Origin of the sequence: Desulfofundulus thermobenzoicus (assembly GCF_009428905.1) — a bacterium.
Lineage (GTDB): Bacteria > Bacillota > Desulfotomaculia > Desulfotomaculales > Desulfovirgulaceae > Desulfofundulus_A > Desulfofundulus_A thermobenzoicus.
Genome location: NZ_WHYR01000004.1, coordinates 40,952 through 58,152, shown reverse-complemented (window position 1 = coordinate 58,152; position 17,201 = coordinate 40,952). Strand labels below are relative to the sequence as shown.

The 17,201-nt window shown below is 58.2% G+C and carries 17 protein-coding genes; 2 read left to right on the top strand and 15 right to left on the bottom strand.

Annotated features, from left to right (window positions below; genetic code table 11):
• Positions 1-75 precede the first annotated feature (75 nt).
• The 9 genes from GFC01_RS02400 to GFC01_RS02360 all read right to left on the bottom strand — a co-directional run bounded on the left by GFC01_RS02400 (position 76) and on the right by GFC01_RS02360 (position 9,136).
• Entirely contained in the window at positions 76-564 is a 489-nt protein-coding gene (locus GFC01_RS02400; protein WP_152945046.1) for a YfcE family phosphodiesterase, read from the bottom strand.
• A gap of 30 nt (positions 565-594) precedes the next feature.
• Entirely contained in the window at positions 595-1,203 is a 609-nt protein-coding gene (locus GFC01_RS02395) for an XTP/dITP diphosphatase (RefSeq protein ID WP_152945105.1), read from the bottom strand.
• A 30-nt stretch (positions 1,204-1,233) separates the two neighbouring features.
• Entirely contained in the window at positions 1,234-1,980 is a 747-nt protein-coding gene (rph, locus tag GFC01_RS02390) for a ribonuclease PH (protein WP_152945045.1), read from the bottom strand.
• 104 nt (positions 1,981-2,084) lie between these two features.
• Positions 2,085-2,858 carry an MBL fold metallo-hydrolase gene (locus GFC01_RS02385; RefSeq protein WP_152945044.1) on the bottom strand — a complete coding sequence of 258 codons (774 nt, stop codon included), beginning with the start codon at positions 2,856-2,858 and terminating at the stop codon, positions 2,085-2,087.
• Between the two features lie 186 nt (positions 2,859-3,044).
• Positions 3,045-3,830: an acyl-CoA dehydratase activase gene (locus GFC01_RS02380; RefSeq protein WP_152945043.1), complete on the bottom strand. Its 786-nt coding sequence runs from the start codon at positions 3,828-3,830 to the stop codon at positions 3,045-3,047.
• 124 nt (positions 3,831-3,954) lie between these two features.
• Positions 3,955-4,974, bottom strand: coding sequence for a 2-hydroxyacyl-CoA dehydratase family protein (locus GFC01_RS02375; protein WP_152945042.1), 1,020 nt, complete (start codon positions 4,972-4,974; stop codon positions 3,955-3,957).
• 155 nt (positions 4,975-5,129) lie between these two features.
• A complete protein-coding gene (gene murI, locus GFC01_RS02370; protein ID WP_152945041.1) occupies positions 5,130-5,939 on the bottom strand; it encodes a glutamate racemase in 810 nt (269 codons plus the stop codon).
• A 404-nt stretch (positions 5,940-6,343) separates the two neighbouring features.
• Complete coding sequence (locus GFC01_RS02365) at positions 6,344-8,263, bottom strand: N-acetylmuramoyl-L-alanine amidase (protein ID WP_194174761.1); 1,920 nt, start codon at positions 8,261-8,263, stop codon at positions 6,344-6,346.
• A 246-nt stretch (positions 8,264-8,509) separates the two neighbouring features.
• Positions 8,510-9,136, bottom strand: a complete 627-nt coding sequence (locus tag GFC01_RS02360) for a GerMN domain-containing protein (RefSeq protein WP_194174760.1) — start codon at positions 9,134-9,136, stop codon at positions 8,510-8,512.
• Positions 9,137-9,430: 294 nt separating this feature from the next.
• Here GFC01_RS02360 and GFC01_RS02355 point away from each other — a divergent pair, with 294 nt between their 5' ends.
• Positions 9,431-10,309 carry a L,D-transpeptidase family protein gene (locus GFC01_RS02355; RefSeq protein ID WP_243137161.1) on the top strand — a complete coding sequence of 293 codons (879 nt, stop codon included), beginning with the start codon at positions 9,431-9,433 and terminating at the stop codon, positions 10,307-10,309.
• Between the two features lie 83 nt (positions 10,310-10,392).
• Here the strand turns inward: GFC01_RS02355 and GFC01_RS02350 are convergent, their stop codons facing one another.
• From GFC01_RS02350 to GFC01_RS02325, 6 genes are all read right to left on the bottom strand, one after another.
• A complete protein-coding gene (locus GFC01_RS02350) occupies positions 10,393-11,757 on the bottom strand; it encodes an APC family permease (RefSeq protein WP_152945039.1) in 1,365 nt (454 codons plus the stop codon).
• Position 11,758: 1 nt separating this feature from the next.
• Positions 11,759-12,112 carry an SCP2 sterol-binding domain-containing protein gene (locus tag GFC01_RS02345; RefSeq protein ID WP_152945038.1) on the bottom strand — a complete coding sequence of 118 codons (354 nt, stop codon included), beginning with the start codon at positions 12,110-12,112 and terminating at the stop codon, positions 11,759-11,761.
• 147 nt (positions 12,113-12,259) lie between these two features.
• Positions 12,260-13,171, bottom strand: coding sequence for a quinate 5-dehydrogenase (locus GFC01_RS02340; protein WP_152945037.1), 912 nt, complete (start codon positions 13,169-13,171; stop codon positions 12,260-12,262).
• A 52-nt stretch (positions 13,172-13,223) separates the two neighbouring features.
• Positions 13,224-14,951: a phosphoenolpyruvate--protein phosphotransferase gene (gene ptsP / locus GFC01_RS02335; protein WP_194174759.1), complete on the bottom strand. Its 1,728-nt coding sequence runs from the start codon at positions 14,949-14,951 to the stop codon at positions 13,224-13,226.
• A gap of 201 nt (positions 14,952-15,152) precedes the next feature.
• Positions 15,153-15,548 (bottom strand): hypothetical protein, encoded by a 396-nt coding sequence (locus tag GFC01_RS02330; RefSeq protein WP_152945035.1) that lies wholly within the window; start codon positions 15,546-15,548, stop codon positions 15,153-15,155.
• Between the two features lie 166 nt (positions 15,549-15,714).
• On the bottom strand, positions 15,715-16,425 hold the full coding sequence (locus GFC01_RS02325; protein WP_152945034.1) for a zinc dependent phospholipase C family protein: 711 nt from the start codon (positions 16,423-16,425) through the stop codon (positions 15,715-15,717).
• Between the two features lie 478 nt (positions 16,426-16,903).
• On the opposite strand from GFC01_RS02325, the gene GFC01_RS02320 reads away from it, so the two are divergent.
• Complete coding sequence (locus GFC01_RS02320; RefSeq protein WP_152945033.1) at positions 16,904-17,149, top strand: hypothetical protein; 246 nt, start codon at positions 16,904-16,906, stop codon at positions 17,147-17,149.
• Positions 17,150-17,201 lie beyond the last annotated feature (52 nt).

Below are 17,201 nucleotides of genomic sequence, written 5' to 3'. Positions count from 1 at the left end.
TTAATAAAATATCCCAAACCTCCTCCAGGGGAGGTTTTTTTTTGGCGGACCGGAAAAAGTGGTTCGGGCCGGAAATTAAAGCTGCCGTCGCTCCAGCTCGCAAAAACCGGCGCTCACTTCCCGCCCGTCTATAACCAGCAAACCGCAACCCGGACCGTAATCCTGCCGGGGATGATAAACGCTGCCCGGGTTGAAAAACAAAATGCCCTCGTGCGCCTGGTTGTAGCGCACGTGGGTATGGCCGAAAACTACCACGTCCGCCTGCAATTCCAGAGCGCGGTACATAAGTTTTTGCAGGGAATAGTGCACCTGATAGAGATGACCGTGGGTAAGGAGTATCCTTTTCCCCGCCAGCTGCAGCAGCTCTTCCGCCGGACCGCTCTTGAGCGGATCGCAGTTGCCGGCCACGGCCTTAACGGGCACGGGAATTACCCGGGCCAGCTGACCGGCATCCCGGTAGTGGTCCCCCGTATGGAGGACCATGTCCAGCGGCTCCAGCTGTTTTAGCAGTTTTAAAGCCCGTTCCACGTAACCATGGGTATCACCTATAACGCCTATACGCATGCAACAACACCTGCTTTAGCCGGAATCAATTCAGTCCGGGGAGCCGCCCTCCCGTAAACCGGCCAGTATCTCTCTGGCCAGGGCCAGGGCGCGGCCCCGGTGGCTGATGCGGTTTTTCACCGCCGGTTCCAGTTCGCCAAAGGTTTTACCGTATTCAGGCACCAGGAAAAGGGGATCGTAGCCGAACCCGCCCTCCCCCCGGGGTTCGGTGGTGATGACGCCTTCGCACGTTCCCTCGGCCGTAAAAACCCGCCCATCCGGCGTGGCCACGGCCACCACGCAGCGAAAGCGGGCGGAACGCTTTTCCGCCGGCACCCCGGACAACAGGTTTAAGAGCTTTTCATTATTGGCCCGGTCATTGTGGCCCTCGCCGGCAAAGCGGGCCGAGTATACCCCCGGGGCGCCACCCAGGTAATCCACCTCCAACCCCGAATCGTCGGCCAGGGCCAGCCGGCCCGTGTGGCGGGCCACGGTGGCGGCCTTTTTCACCGCATTGTCCTTGAATGTGGCCCCATCCTCCACTATTTCCGGCACACCGGGGTACCGGTCCAGGGAAACCACTTCATAGCCCAGCGGGGCCAGCATCTGGCTCAATTCCCGTACCTTGCCCGGATTGCGCGTGGCCAGCACCAGTTCCATATCCATTCTCCTTAGACTCCTTAATACACATTATCGACCGCCGATCTGAGCCGCCAGTTCCGGACCCAGTACCTTCTTCTGGTAATCCACCAGCAGGCGGATCCCTTCCGCCGCCAGATCCAGCATCCGGTCCAGCTCCTCCCGGGTAAAGGATGCCTCCTCCCCGGTGCCCTGTACCTCCACCAGACGGCCCCGACCGGTCATAACCACGTTCATGTCCACCTCCGCCGCCGAATCTTCGGCAAAACACAGGTCCAGCACTACTTCCCCGTTAACCCTGCCCACACTGGTGGCAGCCACAAAATCCTTCACGGGCAGGCAGGGAATCAGCCCTTCCCCCACCAGGTGGGCCAGGGCGTCCACCAGGGCCACAAAGGCGCCGGTGATGGAAGCGGTGCGGGTACCCCCGTCGGCCTGGATCACGTCGCAATCCAGGGTCACGGTCCGCTCACCCAGCACGGCAAGATCCACCACCGAACGCAGGGAACGGCCGATGAGCCGCTGGATCTCCATGGTGCGCCCGCCGGCCCTCCCCCGGGCCGCCTCCCGGGGCGTGCGCGTACCGGTGGACCGGGGCAGCATACCGTACTCGGCAGTCAGCCAGCCCATGCCCGTATCCATACGAAAGGGCGGGACCCTGTCCTCCACGCTGGCCGTACAGATCACACGGGTATCACCCACTTCCACCAGAACGGATCCTTCGGCGTATTTATTGTAGTGCCTGGTTATCTTCACCGGCCTGATCTGGCCCGGTGTTCTACCATCCACCCTTACCATGGTTCAGCATCTCCTCTAAAAAGGTTGACGGATACAGGGGACTTTTCAAATGATAAATTGTTGGTCGTCAGAAATCAGTGGTGAATCAACAGCCGGCACTAAAGCTAATAAAGAAAGTAGGTGTCCCCTTCCGTGGCCAGTTCCACCCGGCCGCCGAAGGCTGCCCCGGCCTGGGCTCTCAGGGCTTCCAGATCATATTCGGGAAAGAAATGGGTAATGATCAGTTCCTTCACCTTTGCCTGCCGGGCCAGGGCTCCGGCCTGCCGGGCGGTCATGTGCCGGTCGCCGCAGTGCTCTTCGTCCCCATCCTGCCCGCTGGCTTCACAGAGGAAGATTCCCGCCTCCCGGGCCAGGGCGGCCAGTTCTTCCGTGGGAGCGGTGTCCCCGGAATAGACCATATACCCCGATCCTTCTATCCCCAGGGAGTATGCGGGCAGGGAATGCCGGGCCGGCAGGAAAAAGAACTGCACGGGACCCACGGAACCGCAGCGCACCCTCACCCCCGGGGGCACCTCTTCCTCCGGCAGGCTTTCAATGGGAATTATTTCAAAGGCATCGGTGCAGGCGGACAGCTCCGCAAAGATATGTACCGGTTCCGATGGTATAAAAAGCTGCACCTTGCGCTGGCGGCGGTTGTGCATGAGTTCAGCGGCCACGGCATGGCGCAGGCAGTGCAAATCCACGTAATGATCCGGGTGCAGATGGGTAATTACCGCCGCGCGCAGATCCCCGTGATGGATAAACCTGGTCAGGTGACTGAAGGAACCGTGTCCGGCGTCGATAAGCACATTGCCGCCGGCATCCTGCAACAGGTAGCCCGAACAGGCGCCACCGGGCCGGGGATAGGGTGCCCAGCAGCCCAGCACTGTAATGCGCATACTGCAAAACCCCCCCTATCTCAATATTTTTCATTGATACTTTAAAAAACTCACTCAATCTGCCATTTTTAAAATTTATCTTGGGTGGTCTAACCCACCTGTTCGCCCCCTGCTCACCCTATCATGTCTCCCGGGGTCAATGCCCTTACATTCCTCGGAAAATGGTCACTGGTCTTAAAGCCGTTACTACTCCCCATTTCTACCTTCCCGCCCCTCCCTGGCTTCCACACAGCAGCCCACCGCCCCGGTATACTGGGGGTTTTCCGGCACCACCACCCGCACCCCCAGCTCTTCGACCAGGATCTGCCGCAGGGCACCGTTTAAGGCCACACCCCCGGTAAAAACCAGGGTGTCACTGAACAGGCGCAGGATCATGGGCCGGATGCGTTTGAAAATGGTATGATTGACCCCCGCCGCCAGGGAAGGGATGGAATGACCCTCCACCACCTTGCCGATCAGTTCCGTCTCCCCGAAAATGGCACAGGTGGAGGTGAGGCCCACCGGGTCCCGGTAGTGGCGGCTGAGCTCGTCCAGGGTAATATTTAAAACGGCGGCCATATTTTCCAGATAACGGCCGGTGCTGGCGGCACACTTGTCATTGGTCTGGAAGTCCACCAGCCTTCCACCCCGCACCAGGGCCACCTTGCTGTCCTGACCGCCCAGGTCCAGCAGGGTAAAATCCGCAAGCCCCGTGAGATAAACCGCCCCCAGAACGTGGGCTTTGATCTCGGGAATGGCCCGGGCCCCCCGCAGGGCCACCGTCTGGCGGCCGTAGCCCGTGCTCACCACTGCCAGGGGTTTTACCCCTGCCGGCAGCAGGGCGGCCATATCCACGGCCAGCTGTCCTTCCACCAGCCGGCCGTGCTCCCGGTAAAAGGCAATGGTTTCATATATAAAGAAATCCAGGGCACCGTCCGCGGCCATTAGAGCCACCTTTACGTTACGGCTGCCCAGGTCGATACCACAGTACAATGGCAGGCACCTCGTTATGGCTATATTAACCGCTCATGGAACCGCTGGCGGCATATCGAAGGCCGTGGCTGGCGCGCCCCGGGTGTAACGGATGGCAGCGCCTTGCAGCCCATCATCCCGGGAGTCACCGCAGCATTTCAATAAAAGCCTCCAGACGCATGCGCGTACGGGCATCCAGGCGGTTGGGCTTGTCCCCTTCCAGGGTCAGCACGGGCACATGCAACTTCTGCCGCACAATTAAATCTTCAATCTGCCGGAAACAAAAACTCTGGGCATAATGGATGACCCCGCGGATCTGCCGCCGTTCCACCTCCCGGGTGATGTCCTCCAAACGGTAAAAAATGCCGTAGGGGTAACTGTACAGGCGATACCGTTCCACCAGATCCTCCGTATCAAAAGGCAGGGTGAACTGGCGCTGGGTTTCGTTATACACCACCCGGGCGCCCCGCTCCTCCAGAAAGTCGTACAGATCGTCCATTATGGGCGGCACACCGATATAACCCAGGCGCAGTTTCTGTCCCAGGGGAGCGGCCCGGGCCAACCGGTCCAGAAAGGTGTCCACTTCCCTTTCAAAGGCGCCGGGGTCCCCTTTAAAGTCACTGCAATTTACCTGAAAAAGGTGGTTGTCCCATCCCCCCACCAGGTTTTCCTGCCAGGTAAGGCGGTCAATTTCCCACACCTTGCGCCGGATCCGGTCCAGGCGCTCCCGGGCGCGATTCACCGCCGGCCAGTCCACACCAAACCGGCCCATCAGCTTTTCCAGTTGCAGGGCCAGCAGGTCCCGGTCCCGGTCGAAGGGATAGGCAAAGGGAATAACCTCCACTCCAGCCAGTTCCAGGGTTTCCATGAGGGCGTGGGTATTGCTGCAGTCCCCCTGGGTCACCGCCACCAGGGTGCGGATATCCCCGTATTTCAAGACGGTGCTGTAAATCCCCTTGATCCAGGCGCAAACGTTGCGGGGATAACCGGCCAGTTCCGCCTCCTCCACCAGTCCCCCGGGGTCGGGGTCGGTTATAAAGATATTGTTTAGATCCACGGGGATACAGCCAGCGGCGTATATTATTTCCACCGGTATGGTGGTGGTCAGCCCCACCCGGCGGGAAGATACTCCGCCACCGGATTCCTTACCGGGTACTATTTCCATAAAACAGTTCTCCTCGGTGATGGTGCATATATTTTACTGCTTTTCCGGGTGATGGTCCTGATGATGGCAGATCTGCTTCTTATCCAATGGGAAGCACCTGCCCGGCCAAAGTCCTTCCCGGAACCGGCATTATTTATCCGGTAAACCCAGATATTCTACTTCCCATCCAGATTTACCTGCTCCACGGGCGGGATAGCACACCCTAAAAAGCAGCGGGCCGCTTCCTGCAATACCCGGGGGTCGCCGCTGACATAATAACGGTGACACGCCGGCCCTCCGGCGTCGTTCAACAATCCCCGGCGGGCCATTTCTTCCCGGGCGGCTTTCACGGTGGCCACGGCCGGGTCCACCAGTTTCACCTCCGGTCCCAGAACCTGCCGGAATTCCTTTTCCAAAAAAAGATAATGGGTGCAGCCCAGGATAAGGGTGTCGATACCCGCCTCCTTTAACGGACGTCCATATTCGGCAACGGCGGCCAGAGATTCGGCCGTACCGGCCATCCCCGCCTCCACCAGGGGCACCAGCCGGGGAGCGGCCTGGCCGAAGACCGCCAGACCGGCATCCATGGATTTTAAAGCCCTCTGGTATGCGCCGCTTTTGATGGTGGCTTCGGTGGCAATAACACCGATGCGCCCGCCGGTACTTACCCGCACCGCTTCCCTGGCCCCCGGCTCAATCAGGCCGATCATCGGTACAGCAAAAAGATTGCGCACCACGGATAGGGAGACGGACGAGTTGGTGTTGCAGGCAAAGATGACATATTTAACCCCGCGGGAAACCAAAAAAGCCAGTATGTCCCGGGCGAAGCCCACCAGTTCCTCCGCAGTCCGGGGTCCGTAGGGCACGTGGGCGTTATCACCAAAATAAATGGTGGATTCCCCGGGCAAAAGGCGGAAAACCTGCCGGGAAACGGTAAGACCCCCCACTCCCGAGTCAAAAAGACCGACCGGTCTGGCATCGCTCAATTGAAAATCTCTCCTTAAAGCAAAATTCTATGCACGGCAATAAAGTGACGTAAATCTTTTTACCCTGCAGGCGGTACAGGCGCAGGTGCGGCCCCGTCCCGCCCGGGATGGCGTAAGGCCGGCGCCACGGTAAACGGTACCGGCCGGCTCCGGCTGTTTCGATATATATGGTACCGGCCGTTTCCGTATGCCCGGGCGGCCACAAAAAAGTAGGCCCCTTTAACCAGGACCCTCATATATCATATCATAGATTTACGGAGCGATAAATATTTCACAATTACCAGATTTTGTTATGTGGTCAGATCCCTTCTGGAAAAGTTACCGGCGGCGCCGGGTTGTTGATTTGGGCAACCCGGCACCCTGCCGTTGATGGCGGCATCACCCGGTGTTTCCACCGGTTAAACCTAATTGCCGCCGCCCGATCCCCACCGCCCGGTTAAGTAATCCACAATGCCCTGGAAAATGGCCTGACAGGCTTTTTCCCGGAACGACTCCTGGTTCAGCAGGGCCGCCTCCTGGGGATTGCTGATGAAGGCCACCTCCACCAGCACCGCCGGCATGGTGGATTCCCGCAGGACGGCAAAATTGGCCTCCCTTACCCCGTCATCCTCCAAACCCAGGTTTTTAACCAGGTTGGCCTGGATTTTTTCAGCCAGCTTTCTGCTTTCCTCCCGGCGGGCGGGATCCCCCCCACCGGCCGGACTTAAAATATAGGTGGCCGTACCCCGGACGCTGGCGTCCGTGTTGGCGTTGATATGGATGCTTACAAAGAGGTCCGCCCCTGCCTGGTTGGCCATCTGCGGGCGGTCATAAAGACCCACCGTGGAATCGTCGCTGCGGGTAAGCAGGGGTCTGGCCCCTTTGGCCGAAAGCATATCGGCCAAACGCCGGGCCAGCTTTAAGGTGATATCCTTTTCCTGCAGGCCGTTGCCTATGGCCCCGGGATCCTCTCCCCCGTGACCGGCGTCCACGGCAATAAGCGTATCCCGCAAAACATCGCCGGCATCGGGAATGAACAGCTGTAATTCCAGGGTCTTACGGTCCGCCGACATGGTGGCCCGGTAGCGTACCGGTCCCTTTACTTCAAAGACCAGGCGGGTAATGTTGGGCGACCGGCCGAACCAGCCCACCCGCAACTGTTGCACCGCCGCTGAGTTAACCGTTACCGGGCTGGAAAGATGCTCACCCGGACGCACACCGGTCAAATCCACCACCAGCCGGTCCGGAGAGGACAGGCGGAAAACATGATAATCCATGGCTCCTTCAGCCATCGCTTTTACTCTGGTATATTTCCCTTCAGTGGTAACATTCAGGCTGGTCACCGCGGGACCCTGTTGATCTTCGTTGCCCGGCTGCTGTCCCGGCGTGCCGCCGCCACTGCCGCCGTTGCCCGGCTGCTGCCCCGGTGTACCGCCGCCACTGCCGCCGTTGCCCGGCTGCTGCCCCGGCGTGCCACTGCCACTGCCGCCGTTGCCCGGCTGCTGCCCCGGCGTGCCGCCGCCGGGATTTTCACCGCTTCCATTATTACCCGGTTCAGGACGCCCCTCGCCGGGCAATCCCCGGGAAGGATCTTCCCCGGGTTTTATACCGCCCTGATCGGGCTGCCCCGTCACTTCCTGCACATACGTAGCTATAATCCAGCCCCTGGTCCCCCCGGGCAGCTGCACCTGGTACCACTCGGGAACCTTTCCCAAAACCGGCAGACGGTCACCACGGCTTACCCGGGCCAGTATTTCATGGTCCACGCCGGGCCCGCTGCGCACATTGACCACACTGCCGGTAACTTCCACCCGGGTACCCGCCGGTACCGGTTGCTGAGCGTCCGGTGGCGAACCGGCCAGTTTCAAATACACGCTGCGGTCCTGCCCGTTGTAATCCACCCCGTAACCCAGGGCGTCCGCCACATAACGGGCCGGCAGGTAGGTGCGGTCCCCCCTTATTAACGGGGATACATCCATTTCCCTGTCCTGGCCGTTAACCTTACAGGTTTTGCTTCCCACCATCAGCTGGATGGTTGCTTTACTCCCCGTTATAACTACGGTTCGGTTTTTTCCGTCCCACTGAATATTTTCTTCGGATATACCCAGCGCCCGGGCCAGGTAACGCACCGGCACAAAGGTCCGTCCCTGCTCGATAAAAGGAGTTGCGCCGGCCATGGAAAAGGTTTCTCCATTGACGGTATAATTGGTTTCTCCTACCTTGAACACCACTTCCGGCACCCCTTCCGCCGGGGACCAGGAAGGTGCGGAAAAACACAAAAAACCGGCCGTCAGGCAAATGGCTGCCCTGCGGCATAATCCCGGACATATTTTTTTTATTTTCATTTCTCCCATCTCCAGCCATTGTTCTCCATGGTTTGACACCTGCTGGATCAGGGTTTCTCCATCTTTTCTGGAAATCCTGCCATTGAAAAATCAAAAAATGAATGAAATCCCTCCCCTGGTATGGCCCTGGAGAGGAACAACAGTCATCTGTGACAGGGGACGGTTCTTTGACACATTGCGGCGTGACAGGGGACGGTTCTTTGACACATTGCGGAAATGTTGCCATCAGCAGCGTCATAAAAATCACTATCTGGAACGGATCAAGCCGCTATCCCTCTGCAGCGGCCGGCTGATATCCATATGCCCGGCCAGGGTTTGCTGCCGTTCCCCCTCCACCAGCAGTTGCACCTTTTGCACACTGGGAAACTGGGTCAGCGTGTTGACAATGGAATAAACGGTGAGCAACTCCCCGGAAGAACCGCCCCAGTGCTTTGTCTTTAACTCCCGGCTGAAATCCACCGTGGCCACACCGTCTTTAATGTTGATGTCCTTTAGCCGTGTCCCCGGAGGAATGGTGGGATTGAGCCCGCTGCCGGAAACCGGCCCCCGGCACAGTTCCTCGATGGTAGCCCGGGCAATGGCCTGTGTTCTGGGAATCTCTTTCTTTACCGCCACCAGATAGCCCCGGTCATCACTGAAATAGAGTACCACGGTAACGGCTTTGCCCGGCTCCCCTCCCGCCTGCCCCTGGCCCGCACCGGCAGTGTCACCGGGCATAACAGAGGTATCCCGTCCCCCGGCCTCGCCAGCCGGTACGTAGGGTTTCTCTCCTCTGGCCGGGGCGGTGCAGCCGCACAAAAAAAGGACCAGAGCCAGAACCGCTACGCCGGAAAACATCCACCGGACGGACTTCTTTTTGGCAATGGCCATCATTGGTTGTTCACCCCCTATACCATTATATTCCATTTATCCCTCTTTATGAAATACCCGGGGCATAATTTTTCATGGCGGGCAAATAATTATAGCAGCCGTCCGGTAGTGATCAGCGCAGGAGATTAAAGGCCGGGCATGCCTGCAATACCCGGTAATCCCGGGGAAAACACCCCGGTCACGCCTGAATAATCCGCCCGGAATCCGGCGGCAGGACCAGCTATGGAAAACCATAGAGCCCGGCATCCGGCGCCATAGCCGGCTGACGGGCCCATGGTCAAAAAAGGGTGAGTGAGTATGATGGGCAGATTATACCAGATTGTTTTATCACTGCTTTTTTTACTGCTCTACACCGCATTGCCGGCCGCCGGACAGGAGCAGCCGCCGTACCGCTGCCCGTGCCGTCCCGAACAGCCACCGGAAACAACCACCGGTGCGCACCACTGGCCGAAACTCCCGGCCCCGCCGGACTGTTGTCACGACAATTTTAACAGCGGGACAGTCAAGGGACAGGAACCCGGCGGAGTGATGATGCCGGCTACCCGACAGACCACCGGCCGGCCGGAGGAACAACCGCTCTCCGGTCAAAAGGGAACTCCTCCGGCCGGTGAGATAAGCATCCTGATTGACACCACCCGGCGCACCCTCACCGTTCTGGCCAACGGGGAACCCTACCGGCAGTACCCGGTGGCCGTGGGCAAGCATGAAACCCCCACCCCCCTGGGGAACTACCGGGTAAAGCGCAAGGCCATGCACTGGGGGACGGGTTTCGGCTCCCGCTGGCTGGGGCTGGACGTGCCCTGGGGCCTTTACGGCATCCACGGTACCAACAAGCCCTGGGCCATCGGCAGCTACGCCAGCCACGGCTGCATCCGCATGCACAACCGGGATGTGGAAGAGATATATCCCTGGATTCCCGTGGGAGCGCCGGTGATTATCATCGGCAACCCCTTCACCTACCGGGAACCGCCCTACCGGGACCTGCGGCGGGATTTTTGCGGCTCCGACGTTATGGAAGTACAGCGTACCCTGGCTCGCCTGGGCCTGTTCAAGGGAAAAATCGACGGCACCTGGCGTGAGGATATGGAGGAAAGCGTCTACACCCTGCGGGCCAGACACGGCCTTTCCCGGGACAACGTAATCGACAGGCCGGCCTACCAGGCGCTGGGCCTATAAGGCAGCCGGGGCGGCAATTGCAGGCAAAAAGTAATCTCCTGGAGGAGTTTTTATGTACCTGGTAACATTAAATTGTTTTCCAGTTACGTTTTTTCAAATCCAGCCGGATCGGCCGGTTCGGCCACCGGCCTCCGGCGACGGGCCGGCCGCCGGGGCTGGTAGCGGCTTTTGAGCACGGGCACCACCTGGTTTACATAATACAGGCAGAGGAGGAAACCCGCCAGCAGGTAAAAACCCGCCGACGGATCCGTGAACACCACAGCCAGGGCCAGAACGGCAAAGATTACCGCCGTTGTAACAGGAACAACCGCCCCGCCCGCCACCCGGCAGGGACAATGTTCTTCCGGAAACTTCCGGCGCAAGCGGATCACCGCCAGGCCGGCCAGGGCGTATACCACCGATTCCATGACCGCCGCCAGATTGATCAATACCAGGTAATGCCCCGTGAGCAAAACGAGCACCGAAAAGGCCAGGCCCACGGCAAATACGGCCACAATGGCCACCCAAGGGGTAAAAAAGCGCATGTTCAGACGGCTGAATGCAGGAGGCAGGGCGTATTCCCTGGCCATGGCATAAAGGAAGCGGGAAACGCTGACCAGACCGGCATTAAAGGTTTTCATGGAGGCCGCCAGGCTCAAAACCACCATCCAGATCAGCCCCACGGGACCCAGGACGGTACGGGCAAAAACCACCTGGGGTGCGGCGGCACCGGTTAAGGCTTCCCGGGGCACCACAGCCGTCATGGCCACGGTAAACAGGGCGTAAACCACGCTTAAAAGACCCACCGCCAGCAGCATACCCCGGGAAACCAGCCGGCTGTCGGTCACCTCTTCCGCCAGGGGTGTAACCCATTCAAAACCCACAAAGAGAAAAATGCCCACTGCCACGGCGCTTACTACCGAACCGGCGCTGCCGGGAGAAAAGGGAGCGGTCAAATGAAAGTGCACCCTGCCCAGGGCCAGAAAAGCCAGCACCACCAGTGAGACCAGCAGGCCGTAGGTCAAAACGTCCTGAAAGATTCCCGCCACTTTCACTCCCCGGATATTTAAGGCGGTAACCGTGACCAGCATCAGCACGATCCACACCAGCGGGTGCACCGCGGGCACGGCTGCGCTCAAAACCGCGGCCAGCACGTAACTTTCCGCCCCCACCACTCCCATAACCACAACCATATACAAAAGGGACACCGTCAGTGAAACCCGGTCGTTGTAGGCCCGGGCAAAATAAAGGCGAATGCCGGCTGCCGAGGGCAGCCGGGCATTCAACTCCGAAAAACAGGCCGCCGCCAAAAGGCACAAAAGCCCGCCGGTGAGGATGGCTATCCAGGCCGTATCCCCGGCCAGAAAACCGGCCACCTGTACGGCAGCCACAAAGGAAGAACTGGCCAGGGCGATGCCGGCGCTGGTGGCCACCACGGTACGCAGGGTGAGCACCCGTTTCAAGGCCATGTCATTCACCCCAGATCATCAGGGAAATGAAATCCAGGCGGACAATATCATCCTCGGAACCAAGGATTTTCAGCGTCCCGTTCATATAGGGCTCGGTGGGGGTGATGTCGCCGTAAAAAAGATCGGCCAGGGTTTCGCTGTCGGAAATCACCGTCAGATCGGGCTTCTCCGGTGCTCCTTCCCGGACGGACAGTTCGCCGTCCTTCAACTGTAAAGTATGCTCGGACGTAATATCGGTGGCCTTAACCAGCACCACCCGGTTCCAATCCCGGTTCATTGTTTTTAAACGCTCGTTTTTATTATAGCCTTCCTGGAATGCCTGCAAACTTGCGGTAATTTCGGCATGACTGGCCAAGACGTCAAACCTCCAGACTGTAATTTAAAGCGGAACGACGGTTCTTCCAGCACCGGCCGCACCGGGGGTCCTCCCAATTACATAAGCTGACGGCCCGTGCTTATGCCGGGACGCCACCCCTTGCTGAAAACCGGCCTTCGCTTTCCCTTATTGCAGGGGCACCACCCTGGGCTTAAAATCCAGCCGCTTTAAACAATCCCGGTAATCCCGGGCGGTAATTTCCTCCCGGGGCTTTTGCAACAGAGCCACCAGCACCGCCTCCATGACGTTGGTACCGAAGGAACGTCCCTCAAATTCGGGGGTGGTGGTAACCAGATAACCCGCACCCTTTTCCTTCAGGAAGGCCACGTCATCGGCAGTGGTGGTATTGGTGATAATAATCTGACCGTTCAGCCGGGGCATGTAGCGGCGCATCAGATGGTAATCCCCGGCAATAACCTGCGCCTCCTGGTAATAGTGACCGAATTTTTTAATCTTTTCCTCGTCCTGGGTTTCCTGTTTCTTTCCGGTGGGATAGAGCATATGAAAGGGCAGTTTGACCATTTCCGGCAGAATCCTGGCGGCCATTTCCTCCAGTTCCGCCACCGTGCGGATGGGATAGGGGATGCCGGCCGAAAAGATGAGGTCGCCGAAGGTTAAATCGCACCCCAATTCGGCCAGGGCCTCGGCCATGCCGAAGCGGTCCACCGCGCTGACCATGAGCACCCGGGTGCCCGGGGGCAGCAGGCCGGTATGTTCCCGCAGAAAATAGGCCGTTTCCCTTTCCAGGGTATTCTTCAGGCCGCTGCCGTCCACCACCGGCGTATGGCGCACGGCCTCCATCAGTTTGAGGCCGTCCTGCACGGTATAACGGGTTTTTCCCGCATAAAGATAAACATCGATCCCTCCCAGCCCGATGGCGTCCACCTTTCCATCCAGTTCCCTGAGCAGCTCAATGGCCCGTTGAAAATCACCATCGGTACCCCGCCGGCTGATCTCAAAATGCTCTCCCAGAAGATCTACTTCCACCCGGTGATCCCGGCGGGAAGAACCCAGGCTGACGCTGACCACCCGTTTCAAAAAAGGACCCCCGTTTCATAAACTGATCTTCCACCATTGTAACCAAAATACGCTAAAAATACAAGCGCCGGCTTTTCATCTCCTGCTCCAGGTAACGGCGCACCTCTTCGGGAGCCGACAACTGCAGGGCCCTGTGGGCCACCTCCCGGGCCTCCCTCAGGGTTACCGCCCGGATCACCTTTTTAATTTCCGGCAACGACCCCGCCGCCGCGCTGAATTGCTGCAACCCCAAACCCAGCAGAAGCAGGGTGGCCAGGGGTTCTCCGGCCATTTCACCGCACATGGCCACACACTTGCCGCTATTCCGGGCCGCGTCAATGACGTTTTTCACCAGGCGCAGCACGGCCGGATGCAACGCCTGGTGCAGGGGATTTACCCGGGCACTGGTCCGGTCCACCGCCAGGGTGTACTGCACCAGATCGTTGGTGCCGATGTTGTAAAAGTCGATTTCCGGGGCAAACAATTCGGCGGTGAGGGCGGCCGAGGGCACTTCCACCAGCAGGCCCACTTCCATCCGGGGGTCAAACTTTTTCCCTTCCTGTTCCAGTTCCAGCTGTGCCTGCTGCAGCATGTCCTTCGCCCGGCGCAAATCCTCCACCCGGGAAATCAGGGGGAACATCACCTTGACCTTGCCGTAAGCGCCGGCCCGCAAAATAGCTTTGATCTGGACTTTAAAGATCTCCTCAAAGTTCAAATTAAGCCTTATCCCCCGGCACCCCAGGAAGGGATTGGGCTCGTAATGCATGGACTGGAAAAAGGGGCTGCTGGGACCGGCGTAATCCAGGGTACGGATAACCACACAGCGGCCGCCCGTTTTCTGCACCACCTGGACATAAACGGCAAACTGTTCGTCTTCACTGGGCATGGTGTCCCGGCCCAAAAAGAGGTGCTCGGTGCGAAACAGGCCCACTCCCTCCGCCCCCTGGGCCAGGGCGCTGGTCACCTCACCGGGATGATCGATATTGGCCAGTAATTGCACCCGGTAACCGTCCCGGGTTTCGGCCGGCAAATCGGAAAGCATCTGCAACTCCTTGCGGCAGGCCAGGTATGTCTCCCGGCGGTGCCGGTACTCGGCCACGGTGGCCTCGTTGGGGTTGATGATCACCGTACCTTTGCTTCCGTCAACAATAAGCAGATCGCCGGACTGTACCTTGTGCACGAAACGGCCCAGACCGACCACCGCCGGTATTTCCAGGGAACGGGCCAAAATGCAGGCCGTACTGGTCCGCCCGCCACTTTCCGTGGCCAGGCCCAGGATGCGGGAACGGTCCAGCTGCAGGCTGTCGGGAGCGCTCAGGTCCCGGGCCACCACAATAGCTTCTTCCTTTAAGCGGGGAACCGGCGTCCAGGACTGGCCCAGCAGGATGCGTAACAGGCGGCAGCCCACATCCCGGTAGTCGGCCGCCCGCTCCCGCAGGTACTCGTCCCGGGAGTCCTCAAATATGTTTACATAACTGGTGACGACCTCACCCACCGCCCCTTCCACATTGACGCCCGAGCGGATGACATTGATCAGTTCGGACTCAAAGGTGGCATCCTCCAGAATCATGATCTGGGCGTGAAAGGTCCCGGCCCGGTCCCGCCCCAGATCCGACAAGGCCCGGGCATAAATGCTGGAAAGTTCCTGGTGGGCCTGGCGCAACGCATGTTGCAGCTTAACCAGCTCCTGATCCACATCCCGGGACGATATGGATTTCCGTTCAAATTCCAGCTGTTCCGGACGGAAGACAAAGGCCCTGCCAATGGCAATCCCCGGTGCTCCGGCAACTCCGCGCAACATGTTTATTACCCCCTTCAACCGGGAATGGTGGGACAAAAATAGCCAGCAAAAAATGCCGGCATTACTGGAACAAATAGGACTGCTTCTTTTGCTTGAGTATACTTCCATTATACTGGTCTTTATTTTCGAAGTCACTACCTTTTAATCCTTTTTTCCCCCGATTAACCGTCCAATTGAAAAAATCCTTGTGGCAATTCCCGGTTAAACCTGCCCCCCATGCTTCTCCAGAATTGCAACGGCCGGCTGCACCCTGTCCCCACCGGTAACCACCGTGACCAGGAAAGCCCTTCCCCCCGCCACACCATAATCATGGGCGCCATAACCGCTCACCGAAGGATCGGCCGCCTTTAACACCCGGGAATCGCTATTGGCCAGGCTGTCGATACCGGCGGAAAAGAGGGTCAATCCGGTAATGGTTTCCGCCCGACCGGCTACCGCGTAGTTGACTTCCGCATCATCCTCCACCCCGAAGCGCGATACCCTGTCCAGACCAACGATCTCATACCCGGCCGCTTTTAACTCCTCCACCGCCCGCCGCGCCGCATTGCTGGAAGGAAAATAGGCCAGAATGGAGCGTTCTCCTGGAGAAAGACGCATCTGATCACCTCCGGTCCGTTTTCTATATTATCACCCCGGGCCGGAGGAAACATGCTTCCATCTTTCTCCAGGAGGAATATTATTTCCGTCCGACCGAGCAAAAAAGTTTGCCGCCCCATGTCCGGAGGCGGCGTTGCTTAAAAATTTTGATGAGCAGTTATTAATTTCAGGATATACTGGCCGCACCTGTGATATAACGGTAAAAATAAAGAAAGAATCCGGCCGTGGAGCATTGCGCCCGGGGAAGTAAAATTTCCGTGGCCTGATGATAACCTTCCTCATTGGAGGAAGCACAGACCAGGTGGTAATACTCCCGGGCCACCAGGGCGTTGGCCCGCACCCATTCCTCGGGCGTAGCGCCCAAATTATACAGCCCGCCGGACCACACCCGGTAATAATGTTTCCTTTTTTTGGCCCATTTTTCATACTCCAGGTGTCCGTCGAAAAGTTTGCAGCAGGCGTGATGGGGTACGCAGGCATCCTGTACCAGGTGCGCGGCGGCCCCCAGCATGAACATGGCCTTACCCCGCCGGCCCCGCTGCCAGAGCAGCAAAGCCCTCTCAAAATACTGCCTGCACTTCTGGATGGCATTGGCCCAGGCCCACACCCCCCTTCCCCGCAGGGGATCAAAATGGTGGGTGGTGCTCCGTAATCCACGGTCGGCCCAGGTCACTCCCCTATTTAAATAAATGGCGAACTGGCTCAGGAAGCGGGCACATTCCCGGTGACCATCGTTAAACAGAATGAGCCTTCCCTGCTCGTTGCAAAAAACATGGGTGTCGCTGGCCCCCAGCACCTGCAGGGGAAGGGGCATTGCGGATAAATAACGGGAAGCGGTAGTCACCGGATGGGTTAAGCCGACAACGTTAATTCTCATTTGTCCACCTCGTTAACCTTTTTACAATTCTACCGGGCATTAAATAATTCTCCATCAACCAGAAAACCCCTTTTGCAAATTATGTTGATTCAGTTAAAATCAATGGCTAATTATGGTTAAATAAAGGCCCGCCTGCCGGTGGCAATTTGTATTATTTTTCACAAAACCCTCTTGTTTTTTCCATTTGATGTGATATTATTAATTACAGAATACATGCTAACTTTTGAATTATGCAGGCGTCCCCGGCAAGGGGGGAAGGGTTATGACAGCGGGGTGAAGTATTCCTCCAGGGAACAGCACTGTTTAGTGAAAATTGTTTCAGAATGGCGGGAAAACATTGTTTCTCCTGTCTTGTGAAAAGGCTAACTTTTCACAATCCCCACTGGAACGGTAATTTGCACCATTTGCCGGATTAAGGTTTTCTTTTCAGGGCAAATGTATATGATCAGTGTTATAACCCCCGTTGGAGGTGAGGGCGATGACCCTGGCACAAACCATCAAGTTTTTCCAGGAGGCGGGGATAAAAGCCATTCCCATCCCGGGCACCAGCAAGTATTACATCCAGTTCCGGGATGGAGGCAGTGTTTTTGTGGGGGAGAAAACCCTGTTCCATCTCCTGGACTCCACGGAAGACCGGGAAGAAGTGATCCGCTCCCTGCGCAACTTTCCCCACCGGCCCGGAAATTACCCCGAGCGCTACCGGAAAAGGGTAACCGTTGTATAAAAACCCTTTAAGCACCGGGTTTGTCCCGGAAAGGTTCGTTGCCGGTTTGCCA

Bases quoted from the DNA above. Each gene is read 5' to 3' on its own strand.
- GFC01_RS02400 (WP_152945046.1), bottom strand. From the start codon at position 564: ATGCGTATAGGCGTTATAGGTGATACCCATGGTTACGTGGAACGGGCT.
- GFC01_RS02395 (WP_152945105.1), bottom strand. From the start codon at position 1,203: ATGGAACTGGTGCTGGCCACGCGCAATCCGGGCAAGGTACGGGAATTG.
- rph (WP_152945045.1), bottom strand. From the start codon at position 1,980: ATGGTAAGGGTGGATGGTAGAACACCGGGCCAGATCAGGCCGGTGAAG.
- GFC01_RS02385 (WP_152945044.1), bottom strand. From the start codon at position 2,858: ATGCGCATTACAGTGCTGGGCTGCTGGGCACCCTATCCCCGGCCCGGT.
- GFC01_RS02375 (WP_152945042.1), bottom strand. From the start codon at position 4,974: ATGGAAATAGTACCCGGTAAGGAATCCGGTGGCGGAGTATCTTCCCGC.
- GFC01_RS02365 (WP_194174761.1), bottom strand. From the start codon at position 8,263: ATGAAAATAAAAAAAATATGTCCGGGATTATGCCGCAGGGCAGCCATT.
- GFC01_RS02360 (WP_194174760.1), bottom strand. From the start codon at position 9,136: ATGATGGCCATTGCCAAAAAGAAGTCCGTCCGGTGGATGTTTTCCGGC.
- GFC01_RS02355 (WP_243137161.1), top strand. From the start codon at position 9,431: ATGATGGGCAGATTATACCAGATTGTTTTATCACTGCTTTTTTTACTG.
- GFC01_RS02350 (WP_152945039.1), bottom strand. From the start codon at position 11,757: ATGGCCTTGAAACGGGTGCTCACCCTGCGTACCGTGGTGGCCACCAGC.
- ptsP (WP_194174759.1), bottom strand. From the start codon at position 14,951: ATGTTGCGCGGAGTTGCCGGAGCACCGGGGATTGCCATTGGCAGGGCC.
- GFC01_RS02330 (WP_152945035.1), bottom strand. From the start codon at position 15,548: ATGCGTCTTTCTCCAGGAGAACGCTCCATTCTGGCCTATTTTCCTTCC.
- GFC01_RS02325 (WP_152945034.1), bottom strand. From the start codon at position 16,425: ATGAGAATTAACGTTGTCGGCTTAACCCATCCGGTGACTACCGCTTCC.
- GFC01_RS02320 (WP_152945033.1), top strand. From the start codon at position 16,904: ATGACCCTGGCACAAACCATCAAGTTTTTCCAGGAGGCGGGGATAAAA.